Source organism: Psychrobacter sp. ANT_H56B (genome assembly GCF_008369245.1).
Taxonomy (GTDB): Bacteria; Pseudomonadota; Gammaproteobacteria; order Pseudomonadales; family Moraxellaceae; genus Psychrobacter; species Psychrobacter cryohalolentis.
Genome location: NZ_VOBF01000007.1, coordinates 132,273 through 147,968, shown reverse-complemented (window position 1 = coordinate 147,968; position 15,696 = coordinate 132,273). Strand labels below are relative to the sequence as shown.

Annotated in this window: 14 protein-coding genes; 3 read left to right on the top strand and 11 right to left on the bottom strand. The window is 41.9% G+C overall.

What is annotated here, in order from left to right:
• Window positions 1-26 precede the first annotated feature (26 nt).
• The 3 genes from FQ082_RS09745 to FQ082_RS09735 form a co-directional block, all read right to left on the bottom strand.
• Window positions 27-593 carry a DUF2127 domain-containing protein gene (locus tag FQ082_RS09745; RefSeq protein WP_149492939.1) on the bottom strand — a complete coding sequence of 189 codons (567 nt, stop codon included), beginning with the start codon at window positions 591-593 and terminating at the stop codon, window positions 27-29.
• Window positions 586-1,767 carry a dihydroorotase gene (locus FQ082_RS09740; protein WP_011512885.1) on the bottom strand — a complete coding sequence of 394 codons (1,182 nt, stop codon included), beginning with the start codon at window positions 1,765-1,767 and terminating at the stop codon, window positions 586-588. The genes FQ082_RS09745 and FQ082_RS09740 overlap by 8 nt, the downstream gene beginning before the upstream one ends.
• A gap of 102 nt (window positions 1,768-1,869) precedes the next feature.
• Complete coding sequence (locus FQ082_RS09735) at window positions 1,870-2,943, bottom strand: aspartate carbamoyltransferase catalytic subunit (protein ID WP_149492938.1); 1,074 nt, start codon at window positions 2,941-2,943, stop codon at window positions 1,870-1,872.
• A gap of 404 nt (window positions 2,944-3,347) precedes the next feature.
• Between FQ082_RS09735 and FQ082_RS09730 the strand changes: the two genes are divergently transcribed.
• A complete protein-coding gene (locus FQ082_RS09730; protein ID WP_149492937.1) occupies window positions 3,348-4,331 on the top strand; it encodes a class 1 fructose-bisphosphatase in 984 nt (327 codons plus the stop codon).
• Window positions 4,332-4,429: 98 nt separating this feature from the next.
• Window positions 4,430-5,224: a TrmH family RNA methyltransferase gene (locus FQ082_RS09725; RefSeq protein ID WP_149492936.1), complete on the top strand. Its 795-nt coding sequence runs from the start codon at window positions 4,430-4,432 to the stop codon at window positions 5,222-5,224.
• Window positions 5,225-5,325: 101 nt separating this feature from the next.
• Here the strand turns inward: FQ082_RS09725 and FQ082_RS09720 are convergent, their stop codons facing one another.
• The 7 genes from FQ082_RS09720 to FQ082_RS09690 all read right to left on the bottom strand — a co-directional run bounded on the left by FQ082_RS09720 (window position 5,326) and on the right by FQ082_RS09690 (window position 12,395).
• Window positions 5,326-6,258 carry an electron transfer flavoprotein subunit alpha/FixB family protein gene (locus FQ082_RS09720; RefSeq protein WP_149492935.1) on the bottom strand — a complete coding sequence of 311 codons (933 nt, stop codon included), beginning with the start codon at window positions 6,256-6,258 and terminating at the stop codon, window positions 5,326-5,328.
• A gap of 131 nt (window positions 6,259-6,389) precedes the next feature.
• Window positions 6,390-7,139, bottom strand: a complete 750-nt coding sequence (locus FQ082_RS09715) for an electron transfer flavoprotein subunit beta/FixA family protein (RefSeq protein WP_149492934.1) — start codon at window positions 7,137-7,139, stop codon at window positions 6,390-6,392.
• A 589-nt stretch (window positions 7,140-7,728) separates the two neighbouring features.
• Complete coding sequence (locus tag FQ082_RS09710) at window positions 7,729-7,941, bottom strand: cold-shock protein (protein ID WP_010196799.1); 213 nt, start codon at window positions 7,939-7,941, stop codon at window positions 7,729-7,731.
• A 377-nt stretch (window positions 7,942-8,318) separates the two neighbouring features.
• Window positions 8,319-8,744 (bottom strand): hypothetical protein, encoded by a 426-nt coding sequence (locus FQ082_RS09705; RefSeq protein WP_133105423.1) that lies wholly within the window; start codon window positions 8,742-8,744, stop codon window positions 8,319-8,321.
• A gap of 272 nt (window positions 8,745-9,016) precedes the next feature.
• Entirely contained in the window at window positions 9,017-10,033 is a 1,017-nt protein-coding gene (ilvC, locus tag FQ082_RS09700; RefSeq protein WP_011512878.1) for a ketol-acid reductoisomerase, read from the bottom strand.
• Window positions 10,034-10,185: 152 nt separating this feature from the next.
• Entirely contained in the window at window positions 10,186-10,683 is a 498-nt protein-coding gene (ilvN, locus tag FQ082_RS09695; RefSeq protein WP_020442822.1) for an acetolactate synthase small subunit, read from the bottom strand.
• On the bottom strand, window positions 10,683-12,395 hold the full coding sequence (locus FQ082_RS09690; RefSeq protein WP_011512876.1) for an acetolactate synthase 3 large subunit: 1,713 nt from the start codon (window positions 12,393-12,395) through the stop codon (window positions 10,683-10,685). Before FQ082_RS09690 ends, ilvN begins: the two co-directional genes overlap by 1 nt.
• A gap of 889 nt (window positions 12,396-13,284) precedes the next feature.
• On the opposite strand from FQ082_RS09690, the gene FQ082_RS09685 reads away from it, so the two are divergent.
• Window positions 13,285-13,773, top strand: coding sequence for a DUF4124 domain-containing protein (locus FQ082_RS09685; protein WP_149492933.1), 489 nt, complete (start codon window positions 13,285-13,287; stop codon window positions 13,771-13,773).
• Window positions 13,774-13,821: 48 nt separating this feature from the next.
• On the opposite strand, the gene FQ082_RS09680 is transcribed toward FQ082_RS09685, so the two are convergent.
• A complete protein-coding gene (locus tag FQ082_RS09680; protein ID WP_149492932.1) occupies window positions 13,822-15,591 on the bottom strand; it encodes an NAD(P)H-hydrate dehydratase in 1,770 nt (589 codons plus the stop codon).
• Window positions 15,592-15,696 lie beyond the last annotated feature (105 nt).

The window sequence follows — 15,696 nt, the reverse complement described above, 5'->3', positions numbered from 1 at the left end:
GTGGACTCCTACTTATATAAAAACGCCTATTGTATCAAACCCTTTCGTTTCATATTACGATAAACCACAATCACAATAATAATATTCGACACCAATATGGCAAGTTTGAACCAATCAAACGGGCTCACAATCAGATAGTAGAGTTCAATAGGAATAAATATTCCATAACCCAGTACCCCAAACCAGTAAGCCCATGTTTTATCTTGCCATAAGCCATATGCCTCGACAAAACGCAAACTGGCATAAGCAAAAATCAATAATAAGAATACCGACCAGTTTTTGCTTGCCATCTGTGCAATACGTACCGCACTGTCAACTTGCGGCGCTAATAACTGACCAAATACTTGTTGCCAAGAAGCCGTCGCCGTAATAAGCCAATGCTCAAGGTCGGTATGCCACGACCATAAAGCCAATGCACCTAGTAGTGCGCCAATACCCTTTACAACTTCATAGATTGCTACTGCTTTGATAGATTCGCTTGACGTCGTGCGAGGCCCATTGTGTCGTGGGTCTGAAGACGGATGGTTATCTTTTGATGACGTGCCTTCTGACGAAGACTCTAGACTATCATCCTGCCTAGGCAAATTAGCCAAAGAAAGTCTCCACAACGCGCCCTTGCAGTGTTTGGTTAAAGAATGGCGTATTTTTGCCGTTTGATAACATGGATTCGCTAGTCACCTGCCATTCAAGATTGGGATCAACCAGTACTGCGCCCCCGATAGTCTCATATTGCTCGCTGATACCCGCAATTTTCGCAGGATTTAAGCAGATTTTATCGACTAGCTGCTCAAGTGTTAACACCTCATCTTTTACCAGCTGGCACGCCAGCGCCATAAAGGTATCAAAATTTGAGATACCGGGCGTACTTTCCGCAAATGGGGCTTTTTTCGCGGTACTGTTTAATGGCTCATGATGACTACAAATTGCATCAATTGTGCCATCTTTTAGACCACGGCGAATCGCTTGCTGATCGGTATTACTACGCAAAGGGGGTAATACATATGCTTGAGCATTAAAGCCTTCCAGATTATCATCGGTTAAATACAACTGATGCATTGCCACATCACAAGTAACTGGTAAACCTTTATCTTTTGCCCAGCGCATCAGCTCAATTGACGACTTACAAGATAATTGACTAAAGTGAGCAGCTATACCCGTTTCTTCCACCATAAGTAACTGCGTTGATAAAGCGACGGTTTCTGCAATCCAAGGAATACCCTGCAGACCATGATAAGAAGCGATATAACCTTCATGCGCCACGCCATCACCAGATAGGCTTGGTTCATCAGGATAAAAGAATACTTTCATGCCAAAAGTCGCCGCATACTCGAGTGTACGTAAGAGCACTAAGTCGTTTTGAAAGGGTCTACGAGCATTGGAGACCGCAATACAGCCGCCTTTTTTAAGTCCTGCAATATTGGAAGGGCGCTCACCTTCTAAGCCAGCAGTCAACGCGCCCAAGATATGCAAATAGATGCCGCCATCATCGAGCGCACGCTCACGTAAGCCTTTTAACAATGAGCCGTTCTCTAAAATAGGATTGGTATCAGGGGGAATCACCACATGCAAAAAACCATTGGCACGGGCCGCACGCCCTTCTGACTCTAACGTGCCATGCTGCTGTTGACCCGGCTCACGTAAGCGGGCGCACAAATCCACTAACGGTGGTAATATCCATGTCTCGCGCTCGCTCGTCAGCTTTGCTAACTGAGCAGTGGCGATTTGTGACAGTGATTCTTTAAATACTTTTGGAAGTAAGTCGTGCATATGAACATCTGAATTCGTAATGTGAACCATGAGCGTTATTACCGTATCAATAAAATGGAATAAATAAGAATAAAACAGGCGAGCTAGATATTATGCTAAATACTAATGACCAGCCGCTTGATGCGCACGCTGACCTTCCATCGCCAGTGACAATACCGCCATGCGAATAGCAATGCCGTTATTAACCTGTTTTAAAATTACAGATTGCGCACCATCGGCAACGCTTGAGGCAATCTCAACACCGCGGTTCATCGGTCCTGGGTGCATAACTAGAGCATCAGGCTTCGCCAGTGCCACGCGCTCAGGAGTAATACCATAGTGCTTATAGTATTCACTCGATGAAGCGAGTAGCGGTGAGCCGATACGCTCATTTTGAATTCTCAAGCCCATAATGACATCACAGTCTGTCACGCATTCATTCATATTCTCATATACTTGCACACCAAAACGCTCAATCCCTTTTGGTAATAACGTACGAGGTGCACAGACACGAATGTCTTTTACACCCAATGTTTGTAGTGCACTGATGTCAGAGCGTGCTACTCGCGAGTGTTTGATATCGCCAACGATTGCAACCGACAGCGCTTCAAAAGGACGAGGCGCCTCACGGTGAATAGTCAGCATATCAAGCATGCCTTGCGTTGGATGCGCATGCCAGCCATCACCACCATTGATAATGGCAATATCTGGCGTCACTTCAGTCGCCATAAAATGTGCTGCACCTGATGCTGAATGACGTACCACAAAGATATCTGCCGTCATCGCTTGCAGATTCCATAACGTATCGCGTAAGCTCTCTCCCTTCTTGGTACTAGAGCGTTCGATATCGATATTTAATACATTGGCACCTAAACGTTTTTCTGCTACCTCAAACGTGGTACGCGTGCGCGTCGATGGCTCAAAAAACAGATTCATCACCGTATAGCCTTCAAGCTCAGGACGGTTAATCAGCTGTCCCTTATCATCAAAAAATGACTCAGCTTTAGCGATAATCGCCTGCAGCTGGGCTTTATTAAGACCTTCGATACCTAAAAAATGACGAATACTACCATCAGTATTGAGCTGCGGACGACTCAATGACGCATCAAGTTTTTCATGAATCGTATCAGGATCAAATCTTGCGTAGTCTGTCGGCGAGACGGTAGGTAGTGATTGGCTATCGATAGAATTTGACATAAGGACACGTCTTCATTAAGGGTTTGTATGATTTTATAATAAGTTATCATTCGTTTTTTTAACGGTTTTGACTCGATAATACGGCAGACATGCATACAGACAAGGACATTTTGCTGCTTATTTGCTACAATTTACCGCAGTAATATAAGCAATATTAAAATAGATGCGGCTCTCATCTTAGAGAATAGCAGTACATCGTTTGGCAACCGTATCAAAAGACAGCCTCTTAAACCATAATTGAATAATAATAGTGTTAGTGTAGCTGATTTTCAGGTCAGGACAAAGACGCCTTAGTCAGTATTTAACAATATCTCTCATATCAATATAACGTAATCAATTCTTAAACACGCATTCCATGCTTAGCTTATACCACTCTTTATCAGAATTATTCACTAGGAAACACTATGACAACCTTAGTACAGTATTTGAACACTAATGCCACCACTCCTGCCCTCAATGACGTTATCACTACCGTCACTGACGTCGGCAAGACCATCTCACAGCTCTTAAGAAAAGGCGCTTTGGCAGACATCCTTGGTGAAGCGGGTAATCAAAATGTGCAAGGTGAAGACCAGAAGAAGTTAGATGTATTGGCCAACGATTTATTATTAGATGCATTGGCACAAAACAGCCATTGTGCTGGTGTTGCTTCAGAAGAGCTTGATGACGCTACTCCTGCCAATGTTGATGGCAGTTTATTGGTATTGTTTGACCCACTCGATGGCTCGTCTAATATCGACATTAATATGGCTGTCGGCACCATATTCTCTATTTTACCGTACCAGCGTCAAGGTCAAGTTAGTGAAAATAGCGACTTTTTACAAGCGGGTAATCAGCAGCTAGCAGCCGGTTACTTACTATATGGCACCTCTACCGTTCTCGCGCTGACCATCACAGATAATGTAGTCATGTTTAGCCTAGATCCAGATACCAATGACTATGTATTAATAGAAGAAAATGTCACCATCGATGCCGATACTAGCGAATATGCTATCAATGCCTCAAACTACCGTTACTGGCGTGCGCCAATGCAGCAATATATCGATGAGCTTATCGCTGGTGAGACAGGCGTACGTGGTCGCGATTTCAATACGCGCTGGGTTGCCGCAATGGTTGGTGATGTTCATCGCATTCTATGCCGCGGTGGCTTATTCACATATCCATTTGATACCAAATACGCCAATAAAGCAGGCAAATTACGTCTCATGTATGAAGCCAATCCCATGAGTTTATTAATTGAACGTGCTAGTGGCGGGGCAACGGATGCAGTCAATCGCATTTTAGATATAGAGCCGATTGACATTCATCAACGTGTGCCTGTAGTACTTGGCAGTAAAAATGAAGTCGACTATATCAAAGAGTTACATTTAAACCATACTGATAAATAAGACATACAAGCACATTTTGACAGCGCCTATAAAGCCATATTTATAATCATTTTATAGGCGCTGTCTATATTTTATACTTTTTCTCTAAGCGATCTATTATGGTAGCAAATCCCACCGAGCTTATTACCTCAGATAAGAATACAACGGTCAAGCTAGTAAAGGCGTTATTGACGCAAGCTCGCCAACGTAACAAACATGGACAAACTGTCATTGAAGGTATTCATCTTATTGATGCTGCCCTTCGTAGTGATTATCCATTTGTGCAAATATTGCTAGCAGAGTCCGCACACCATCATCCAGAGGTGCAGCAAGTTCTCACTCGCTTGCCCACTTATACGCCTATATTAACCTTGTCGGATGCGCTTTATGAAAGTATTCGTAGCTTAGGTACTGGGATTGATATTATGGCAGTGATTAAGATGCCAACCCCTAGCCTATCTATGATTCATGATGACTGCTTGATTCTCAATGACGTTCAAGATAGTGGTAATGTCGGCACATTACTGCGCACCGCAGCAGCTGTTGGAATCAAAAACATACTTTGCACCAGCGCTACTGCGCAAGCTTGGTCACCAAAAACATTACGGGCAGGAATGGGTGCCCAGTTTGCCCTAAATATATATGAGGGATTAAGTGTACAAGAGGTTTTAGACCATGTGCAAACCCCTCTATTTGCCACCAGCTCGCACACTGATACCGTCATCTATCAGCATGATTTAAAAAAACCAATCGCTTGGATTATGGGACATGAAGGTCAAGGGGTTTGTGACGAGCTGATGCAGTACGCAACCCCTATCGCTCTACCACAGCCCAATGGGCAAGAAAGCCTCAATGTTGCGATTGCAGGCTCACTATGTTTGTATGAGACATTACGTCAAAGAAGTTATAGCTAATATCATTTAACTGAATCATCAAGACGATTTTTAAGTTGAATACAAAAAAACCCGCAATCAATGATAGCGGGTTTTTTTATTTCACTTTCACTAACAAGTACTTAGATTTTACTGGTCAGTTCAGGTAAAGCTGCAAATAAATCAGCTTCTAAGAAGTAATCGGCAACGCTAGCGATAGGTGATTCTGGGTCATTATTGATAGCAACGATGACTTTAGAATCTTTCATACCCGCTAAATGCTGAATAGCACCTGAAATACCAGCTGCGATATATAAGTCTGGTGCAACGATTTTACCCGTTTGACCAACCTGCATATCGTTTGGTACATAGCCTGCGTCGACAGCGGCACGTGATGCACCAACAGCAGCGCCAAGCTTATCAGCCAATGGCTCGATATATTTAGTGAAGTTTTCACCATTTGCTAGGGCACGACCGCCAGAAACCACGATGCTGGCTGACGTCAATTCTGGACGGTCAGACTTAGCCATCTCTTCATTAACAAAGCTTGATTTGCCAAGCTCTTGCACATTGTCAAGCGTCTCAACAGTGGCTGAACCACCTTCACTTGCTACTGGATCAAAAGCAGTGGTACGTACGGTTAATACCACTTTATCTTCTGTCGTCTTAACCGTTGCAGTCGCGTTACCAGCATAGATAGGACGCTCAAACGTTTGTGCATCTACCACAGCAGAGATTTCTGATAACATGCTCACATCAAGTAATGCGGCAACGCGTGGTAAGAAATTTTTACCAGTTGTTGTAGCAGGTGCAAGAATATGACTGTACTCACCAGCAATATCAGCGACCAATAGCGCTAAGTTACCTGCCAATTGATGCTCATAAGCTGCGTTGTCTGCTAGCAATACTTTGCTGACGCCTGCTGCTTTTGCCGCTTCATCAGCTGCGGCTTGCGCACCACTACCAGCTATCAATACATGAATATCACCGCCAATTTGCTGAGCAGCAGCGATCGTATTCAAAGTTGCCTTTTTTAGACTGGCATTGTCGTGTTCTGCATATACCAAAATTGCCATTGTTTTTGTCCTTTATTTATTCGTATCATCTATTCATGAGGTTGTTGGTACACAAAGCCCTATTATGTCCAAGTTCAATAAAACTTATTTAGGACGTCATGGCTTTGTAGTAGATAGGCATTAGCAAAGTATTAAATGACTTTCGCTTCGTTTCTTAGCTTATCGACCAACTCATCAACTGAACCCACTTTGATACCAGCTTTACGCTCAGCAGGTGGTACAACTTTAATGATTTCTTGCTTAGATGCCATATCAACACCAAAATCAGCAGGTGTTTTTTCATCAAGCTGCTTTTTCTTCGCTTTCATGATGTTAGGCAATTTTGCATAACGTGGCTCATTCAAACGTAAATCAGTCGTAATAACCGCTGGCAAATCAAGCGCAACCGTTTGCAAACCACCATCGATTTCACGCGTTACATTAACTTTATCGCTTTCAACTTTTACTTCTGATGCAAATGTACCCTGACCAATACCCATCAATGCCGCTAGCATTTGACCCGTTTGGTTATTATCATCATCAATCGCTTGCTTACCTAGTAAAATAATATCGGTAGCTTCAGATTCAGCGATATTTTTCAGGATTTTAGCGATTTGTAGAGGATAAGGTTTTGCATCAGTTACTACCAAGATGCCACGATCAGCACCCAGTGCTAAAGCCGCACGAATCTGCTCTTGTGACTCTTTTGGACCAATTGAGGCAACGATGATTTCATCAATCACACCCGCTTCTTTAAGACGAACCGCTTCTTCTACTGCAATTTCATCAAAAGGGTTGATTGACATTTTAGTGTTAGATAAATCTACGCCAGAATTATCAGCTTTTACACGAACTTTTACGTTGTAATCAATGACACGCTTGACCGCTACTAATGCTTTCATACGTTCCTCGTTTATTAATGTTATGAATTAAAATTGCCAGTTAAGAACCAAAGGTTCATTTCTTTAAAATCGTCGTTCGAAATAGTACTCAAGGTTGATTGCTGCGTCAGCATCTATAATGTAATAAAAAATATCAGACCATAAACAATATACTGGCATCACACTCTCTATCTATAAAATCTGCCAAAGCTAAGCCAACCGTTATTATCAGACCTATGTATCTTGCGTGAGCTCAGCCCTAAGGTCAAGACAACGCCGTGAATAATGCGTCATAAATTTGTCACCATTCTACAATAAACAGTTTATAAGCGCCTAGTCACACCATTTTCTTATCATTATTCTTATTCTTTTCTGACTTTTACAAGCTATCTAAGTCGTTTATAACTGTTAATATAAACCAATACTATCTCGTTATTATAAGAATTGAATCAAAAAAAGATCATAAAAAAAGCAACCTGATCAGAGGTTGCTCTTTTTTAAAGTCTAAACAGTATTTTTATTGTTTTAACAAACAAAGGCATCAATGCATATTGATAATCTTACTGTCATTAAGCGCGCTGAAGAACAGCTTACTCAATGTCAAATGAGATTAGATAGCTTCGATTTGCTCAGCTTGTGGGCCTTTCTTGCCATCACCTAAGATGAAAGACACTTTTTGGCCTTCGGCTAGAGTTTTGAAACCACCGCCTTGGATAGCGCTGTAGTGAGCGAATACGTCTTGTCCGCCGTTGTCTTGCGCGATAAAACCAAAACCTTTAGCTTCATTAAACCACTTTACAGTGCCTTCAACTTTATCTGACATAAATTTTCCTAACTCTTTAACTGTTGGCGAGACGTGTGTCATCACCGATTAATTGATATATACCTAAGTTTTTCTTGCAGAATGCGTGGGTAAAATCATTGAAACCTCTAATAGAGATCTTAATATTTTTACCCGAAATCCTTTGAGTACAAGCTGATTATAACAGCTTTTTTTAAGCGCAACAGCTTAAATTGATGATTTTTGTAACCTATTCAAGTCAATTTTAAATAATTATTACTATTAATTATTTGAGACTTAATACGTTGATATAGAATGTTTTTTTACTACTTACCTTTTAAGATTTACTATGGACTTAGATATCGCTTTCGACAAATCCCAGTGATAGGAATTATATTTGCTACTTTATTAAAAGCAAACTATACAGCAATCGGCAACCACGGTGAGCTCAATACCAATAAACATAGCGCAAAAAATATCAGCGAAAATGACTGACTATAAGCGATATATTTAGCAGGTATGACCAAGTCTTTCGGAGAGTCAGGAATGCCTTTACGCTTTAATAAACGTGCGCCATAGATCCAGCCAAAGGTCGTATAAAGACCGTAAGCCGCTGGTACAGCAACGGCTAGTGGTGTCAAATCAATCGTATATAACATCACTACTGAGATGAAAAACCATGAGGTATCTAGAATTGAGCTGATTTGAAAGAACTTAGAGTTAGGTAGTTTGCCGCCGGTTTTTTTGAGCATTTCCCCTTCGATCCAAATCAAAACGGCAACGACAGCGCTCAGAGTAATGTATATGAATTGCGGTGTTAGCCAATCAGGATAAGATATTTGCACAACAGACAACCTGTAATTTATAGAATAAAAGAATCCTTGGCATTTATATTGCAAGAATAAAAATAGCGATACCTATTTAACCGAGTAAGCCGTTAATAGATATGATAATGCTTGCCTATATTAGGCAGCGAAGTCAGATTTTCAACCAGTACAGACTGGCGATGATAAAAATACTTTATAAAACACCGCCTACTAAAAATAAAAAGCCCATGCTATCACTGATAACATGGGCTTCTTTAGACTGATTTCTTTACTAATTCATCAATAGCAAATTAGTTTTTGTCTTTATCGATGATTTTATTGCCACCGATCCAAGGCATCATACCACGTAGCTTAGCGCCCGTGATTTCAATTTGATGCTCTGCATTGTTACGACGACGAGCCGTCATTGATGGATAGTTGGTTGCGCCTTCACTGATGAACATTTTTGCGTATTCGCCAGATTGAATGCGTTTTAGCGCATTACGCATGGCTTCACGTGATTGCTCATTGATCACTTCAGGACCAGTCACATATTCGCCATATTCAGCGTTGTTACTGATTGAGTAGTTCATGTCAGCGATACCGCCTTCATACATCAAGTCGACAATAAGCTTTAGCTCATGTAAGCACTCAAAGTAAGCCATTTCTGGTGCATAGCCAGCTTCAGTTAGGGTTTCAAAGCCCATTTTTACTAGCTCTACTGCGCCACCACAAAGAACCGCTTGCTCACCAAATAGGTCAGTTTCAGTTTCATCTTTAAAGGTCGTTTCGATAATACCTGAACGTCCACCACCAACACCAGCAGCATAAGATAGTGCTAATTGCTTGGCTTGACCTGACGCATCTTGATAGATAGCGATAAGATCTGGGATACCACCGCCTTTGGCGAATTCTGAACGAACGGTATGACCTGGTGCTTTTGGTGCCACCATGATGACGTCAAGATCGCTACGTGGTATAACTTGGTTATAATGAATCGCAAAACCATGAGCAAAGGCCAGTGTCGCGCCCTGCTTGATATTTGGCTCGATCACATCGTTATAAAGCTCTTTTTGGAATTCATCAGGCGTCAAAATCATGATGATGTCAGCAGCTTTTACCGCTTCTTCTACTTCAGCAACTTTTAAGCCAGCATTTTCTGCTTTCTTCCATGAGCCAGAGTTAGCACGTAGACCAACGGTCACATCGACGTTTGAATCTTGTAGGTTAAGCGCGTGCGCATGACCTTGTGAACCATAACCAATAATGGCGACTTTTTTACCTTGGACGATTGATAGATCACAATCTTTATCATAATAAACGTTCATAAACAGAGTCCTTTTCCTAAATCATGGCGTACCATGGATAAATAAACACTTAAATTATAGTCACCTTATCGAAGTGATTGGTGAGATAAGCGCTATGTTGATGTTGAATAAATAAGTTTGAAATACTATATTTTGAAGATCATAAACGCTGATTATAGGCTTAGCGTTTTGTCACCACGAGCAATACCAATGACGCCTGAACGTACTACTTCCATGATACGTTCGCGACCAATAACATCAATAAAACCATCGAGCTTAGCTTTATCGCCGACGATTTGAATCGTATATAAGTTCGCATTGACGTCAACGATCTGTGCACGAAAAATATCGGCACTGCGTTTGATCTCTTCACGTACACCGCCCGTCGCACGTACTTTGATTAGCATCAACTCACGTTCGACGTGTACGGTATCTGAGAGATTAAGCACTTTAACCACTTCGATCAATTTATGCAATTGCTTGGTGATTTGTTCTATTTTTTCAGGTGACGTGACTGTCGTTACTGTCAGACGTGAAATACTTGGATCATCAGTAGGCGCGACGTTTAGCGTTTCGATATTGTAGCCACGTTGTGAGAACAAGCCGACTAAACGCGACAACGAACCCGCTTCGTTTTCCATCAATACCGAAATCAGATGTTGTTGTTGCATTAGGTACGCTCCCCTTTTGTTAACCACATATCACGCATCGTTTGCCCAGCGATTTGCATCGGATATACATGCTCATTACGATCGACGTAAACATCGATAAATACCAACCTGTCTTTTATTGCCATGGCTTCAGCCAATTGTGCTTCCATGGTCGCAGGATCAGTAATCTTGATACCGACGTGACCATAGCTTTCAGCAAGCTTGACAAAGTCTGGTAAAGAATTCATGTAAGAATGTGCGTGACGACCTTCATACAGCATGTCTTGCCACTGTTTTACCATACCCAACTGTGCATTATTCAAGTTTAGGATTTTAACTGGCAAATCATACTGCAAACAGGTAGACAGTTCTTGGATATTCATCTGAATAGAGCCTTCGCCAGTAATACAAACCACATCACGCTCAGGATTAGCAAGTTTGGCTGCCATCGCATACGGCAAGCCAACGCCCATAGTACCAAGACCACCTGAGTTCAGCCATTGACGTGGCTCATTATAGGTATAGTAAAGCGCGGCAAACATCTGATGTTGACCCACGTCACTCGTGATAATCGCATTACTATTAGTCACTTTATCTAAAGCTTGAACGACCGCTTGTGGCTTAATACCATTATCGGTACTGGTGTCATAGCGCAAACCATGACGCTTGCGCCACTCATTAATCTGCGACCACCAATCCAACAACGCCGGTTGGTCTAACTCTTTATCTTCGCCAATAATGTCTATCATGTCAGTAAGCACTGATTTCACATCGCCAACGATAGGAATATGAGCAAAGATCGTTTTTGAGATAGAGGTTGGGTCAATATCAATATGAATAATCGTCGCATTTGGACAGAATTTTTTGACGTTATTGGTCACGCGATCATCAAAGCGTGCCCCAACTGCCAATATAACGTCAGAATGATGCATGGTCATATTGGCTTCATAAGTGCCATGCATACCAAGCATACCCAAGAACTGCTCATCAGAGCCAGGGAAAGCACCCAAACCCATTAAGGTATTGGTGACTGGTAGGTTTAAACGATGGGCAAGCGCCGTTAACTCTTTATAGGCATTACCTAAAACTACACCGCCACCAGAGTAGATAATCGGGCGCTTAGCCGCAAGTAAGGTTTCAACCGCCTTTTTGATTTGACCACTATGACCTTTTAATGACGGTTGATATGAGCGTATAAATACCTCTTTTGGATATTCATAAGCAAATTTTTCGCTAGGCGCGGTCATGTCTTTTGGCACATCGATGACAACAGGACCCGGACGTCCAGACTGGGCAATATAAAAGGCTTTTTTGACAATCATTGGGATTTCGCTAGCATGGCGAACTTGAAAGCTATGCTTCACGATTGGGCGTGATACACCAATCATATCGGTTTCTTGGAAAGCATCTTCACCGATCAGACTACTAGGCACCTGACCTGCGATGATCACCATCGGTACAGAATCCATAAAAGCAGTGGCAATAGCTGTCACTGTATTGGTCGCACCAGGACCTGAAGTCGCTAGCACCACACCCGTGTTGCCAGTTACTCGTGAATAAGCATCTGCCATGTGACCTGCGGCTTGTTCATGACGTACCAGAATATGCTCAACATTGTCTTGTTGAAATAAGGCGTCATAGATATGAAGGACCGCACCGCCTGGATAACCAAAAATGTATTTGACGCCCTCATCCGTTAGTGCTTGCACTAACATCTCAGCACCAGATAGCATGACAGGCTCATTGCTTCCTTCGGCAAGGCGTTGCTGCTTTTCAGGGAAATTCTTGGCAGCATGACCCGTTTGGGTATGTCCAGTCATATTCGGACTTTGCGTGGTTTGCGTCACTGTCGTCACCTTTTTTTGTGGCAAGAATATGTGCCCGCTACGTCTAAGTTACGCTGTGTTATAGGACAGCATATTACTCAAACATAGCAATATATTTAAGGTCAGCTTTGCGACAGGGTTTTATCGATATACAGTGACAAGATGCGAGTGCATCTATAAAAGAAGCTTATTATTTGTAGTGCATATAAGGTTGCGCTAATGACAAATAGACGGATACAGAATGATAGAACAAATCTCAAAGCTTATATTTTATAGCTTATATCATGTTATATGATTACGAAATCTTATAACCTGTTTGATGAGGAGATGTTAAAAACACACATGACACTCTATTTTTGCAACAGCAAAATCTTACGAGATACAGTAATAATAAGTTTATCTTAGTCATTGTAGACAGATAAGTCCGGAGACAATAAATATAGATTTGAATAGCATTATTACAAGCGCTATTTATTTTATATCATTGTCACAAAGATAATAAGGCTAAGCAAGCTACCGATAAGCAACCCGTAGTCCTTATTTTCAAGTGCCACGGCAATATCATAAAAGCCGCTCACTGACCAATCAACTGCTATTATATTCGATGGTTTGTGAGCTATTGTCAAGAAAAACTTCTAAACCCTATCCCCAACTATTGGTTATTAAACAATGTACATTCATAAGTATTATTTGCTAGAATCAAGCTATTATGTATTTATATTGTTATCGATTCTATTAACCCTTATGCTTAACTGAACGATAGCTGTATTTTTTACCCATTAAGAGGGCTGTTACTATGGCACAAGCGTCTACGATAAGCACTGCTACCAAACTACTTATCAGTGTCAGCACTGCGTGTATGTTCATGCTACCAATGAGCGCCACTCATGCCATTCAGGTATACAAATCTATTGGCGCACATGGCGAAGTCAAGTACAGCCAATATGCGCCGCAAAATGGTAGGAATATCGAAGTTATCGAGTTTCGTAGTGACGGTAGACAGAGCAATGCTGGACAGCTGGCAGGTAAAACTGAAGCCAATCAGAGTGCGCCGCAAAGCGCAGAAGAACAGCGCGTTGCCCAATTAGAAGCACGCATCAAAGAGCAAGAAGCCCAAGCGAATGCCCAGCGTTGTCAATCGTTACGCAATAATTTAACCAATCTAAATGTGGGCGGACGTATTTATGAGATGGATGCCACTGGCAAACGTCAATATCTAGATGGTCGTGAGATTGAGCTTAAGCGTGAACGTGTTCAACAAGCCATTACCCAGTATTGTGGCTAATCTTCAATTTGGTGTTTAAACACATTTAGCTAAGGTGAAATTAAATCGTTAAAGGCTATCTATTATGAGATGCATCAAATGACGGATAGCTGCTGGCATATCTTGAGCTTGCAGACCTCGCTGCCCCACCAATAATAAATTATCATCGTTACTGTTCGTCTGGTTGACTAAAACATCGCCTGCTAATCCATGGATAATGACTGCTTGGTGCAAACTGCGTAGTTCATGTTTTAAATCATCCTGTGCCCATAGTCCAGTAATGACACCTGCAAGTACATCACCCATACCAGCGGTCGCCATGCCAGCATTGCCCACATCGCATACATAAACCTGCGCTTGCGCTGATTGCTGCTCCAGAATTAACGACCCTGCTCCCTTTAACACCCAATCACCGCCATAAATTGCTGCACCCTCTGTTATTGCAGCCAATCTATCATTTTCTATCTCAGCTACTGTTTTATTTAATAATCTAGCAGCTTCCCCACTATGTGGCGTTAAACACACTTGATAATTTTTACTATGTGTTTTTAGCTCGGCTATAAGCATATGGTTTTCCCGATGCAATGAAGCCAAATGATAAAGACCATCGGCATCAATGATTATAGGCTTACCTTCGGCTACTGCAGCCTGCAGATATTCAGTAAATAGCAATTTTGCTTTTTCATCACGCCCCAGGCCCATACCAATAGCAATCACACTGGCTTCTTTAATTAGGCGTTTTACTCCTTTGGTATCATGCAAATCCATGCTCATTGCATCTGGTAGCGAGGTTAATAAAGCCCCATGGTAAGCCTTATGGCAGGCAACTGTTATTTTACCACTGCCCGTCGCCATCGCGCTCGATGCCGATAATATGGCTGCTCCGCCCATGCCTTGTGAGTTATCAATACGATTGCCGCCAATGATTAATACATGCCCATAGCTGCCTTTATGGCTGTTTTGTCTGCGTGGCTTTAATCGATAAGGCGAATTAATAAGGGTGGCGATAGGAATAAGCGCGTTATTATTTGCTAGATGAGGTATCAGCGGTATATCAATCACGGCGCCGCTATAATCGAGCCCGTCTTTGGTATGCAGACCAAATTTACGTGCGATCAGACATAAGGTCACATCTGCGGCTATCGCAACACGCTCAAATACCTGACCAGTAGAGGCAACCAAGCCACTTGGGATATCAACCGCGATGACCAATGCTTTAGCATGCTCTGCTGCTTCGTTGAAAGCGCAAATTGCTTGCTGATAAATAGCGCTCGCTGCACGATTGAATCCAATACCAAATATCGCATCGATATAAACATCCGCCGGCAAAGCGCTCATGCTTCTATCATCGATATTTTCAAAGCATCGATATTTACAATCAGCAGATAGTGCCAGCTGTAACGCCTTTGTCGTATCAGCAATTGGATTTTTATTATCTTCATTAGAACTTTCTATATTATCTTTTATAACAAAATCTTGTTTCTCAAAGCCAACCGTAATGACTTGTACTTGCCAGCCTCTCTGCTGTAAATAATACGCAACAAGCCACCCATCGCCACCATTATTACCTTTTCCGACCCAAACACTGACACGGCACGGACGATTAACAGGACGAGAGGCAATGCCCTGCTTTGCTAATTGCTCATTCAAACATTTTTCTTCATAAAGTATCTCAATATGCTTCACCATTTGCCAAGCCGCTTGTTGCATTAGAGCAAAGCTGTTATTGCCTTGTGCAAACCATGCTTGTTCCATCGCATAGAGCTGCTTGCTGCTATATAGCGCGATAGGCATGGTAGAAATGGTAGTTTTCGATGACAATTCATTTAACGTTGGCATAATTAATCCTCGATTATTCTTATAAAATTTGGCTGAGTTCATAATTTATTATTGATACAAACCAAAATTGATGTATGTATTTGCTGCTATTAACTTTAATGTCAA

Excerpts from the sequence above, each read along its gene's own strand:
- FQ082_RS09725 (WP_149492936.1), top strand. The coding sequence starts at position 4,430 with ATGGTAGCAAATCCCACCGAGCTTATTACCTCAGATAAGAATACAACG.
- FQ082_RS09730 (WP_149492937.1), top strand. The coding sequence starts at position 3,348 with ATGACAACCTTAGTACAGTATTTGAACACTAATGCCACCACTCCTGCC.
- FQ082_RS09720 (WP_149492935.1), bottom strand. The coding sequence starts at position 6,258 with ATGGCAATTTTGGTATATGCAGAACACGACAATGCCAGTCTAAAAAAG.
- ilvC (WP_011512878.1), bottom strand. The coding sequence starts at position 10,033 with ATGAACGTTTATTATGATAAAGATTGTGATCTATCAATCGTCCAAGGT.
- FQ082_RS09690 (WP_011512876.1), bottom strand. The coding sequence starts at position 12,395 with ATGCTATCTGGTGCTGAGATGTTAGTGCAAGCACTAACGGATGAGGGC.
- ilvN (WP_020442822.1), bottom strand. The coding sequence starts at position 10,683 with ATGCAACAACAACATCTGATTTCGGTATTGATGGAAAACGAAGCGGGT.
- FQ082_RS09740 (WP_011512885.1), bottom strand. The coding sequence starts at position 1,767 with ATGCACGACTTACTTCCAAAAGTATTTAAAGAATCACTGTCACAAATC.
- FQ082_RS09715 (WP_149492934.1), bottom strand. The coding sequence starts at position 7,139 with ATGAAAGCATTAGTAGCGGTCAAGCGTGTCATTGATTACAACGTAAAA.
- FQ082_RS09710 (WP_010196799.1), bottom strand. The coding sequence starts at position 7,941 with ATGTCAGATAAAGTTGAAGGCACTGTAAAGTGGTTTAATGAAGCTAAA.
- FQ082_RS09685 (WP_149492933.1), top strand. The coding sequence starts at position 13,285 with ATGGCACAAGCGTCTACGATAAGCACTGCTACCAAACTACTTATCAGT.
- FQ082_RS09680 (WP_149492932.1), bottom strand. The coding sequence starts at position 15,591 with ATGCCAACGTTAAATGAATTGTCATCGAAAACTACCATTTCTACCATG.
- FQ082_RS09735 (WP_149492938.1), bottom strand. The coding sequence starts at position 2,943 with ATGTCAAATTCTATCGATAGCCAATCACTACCTACCGTCTCGCCGACA.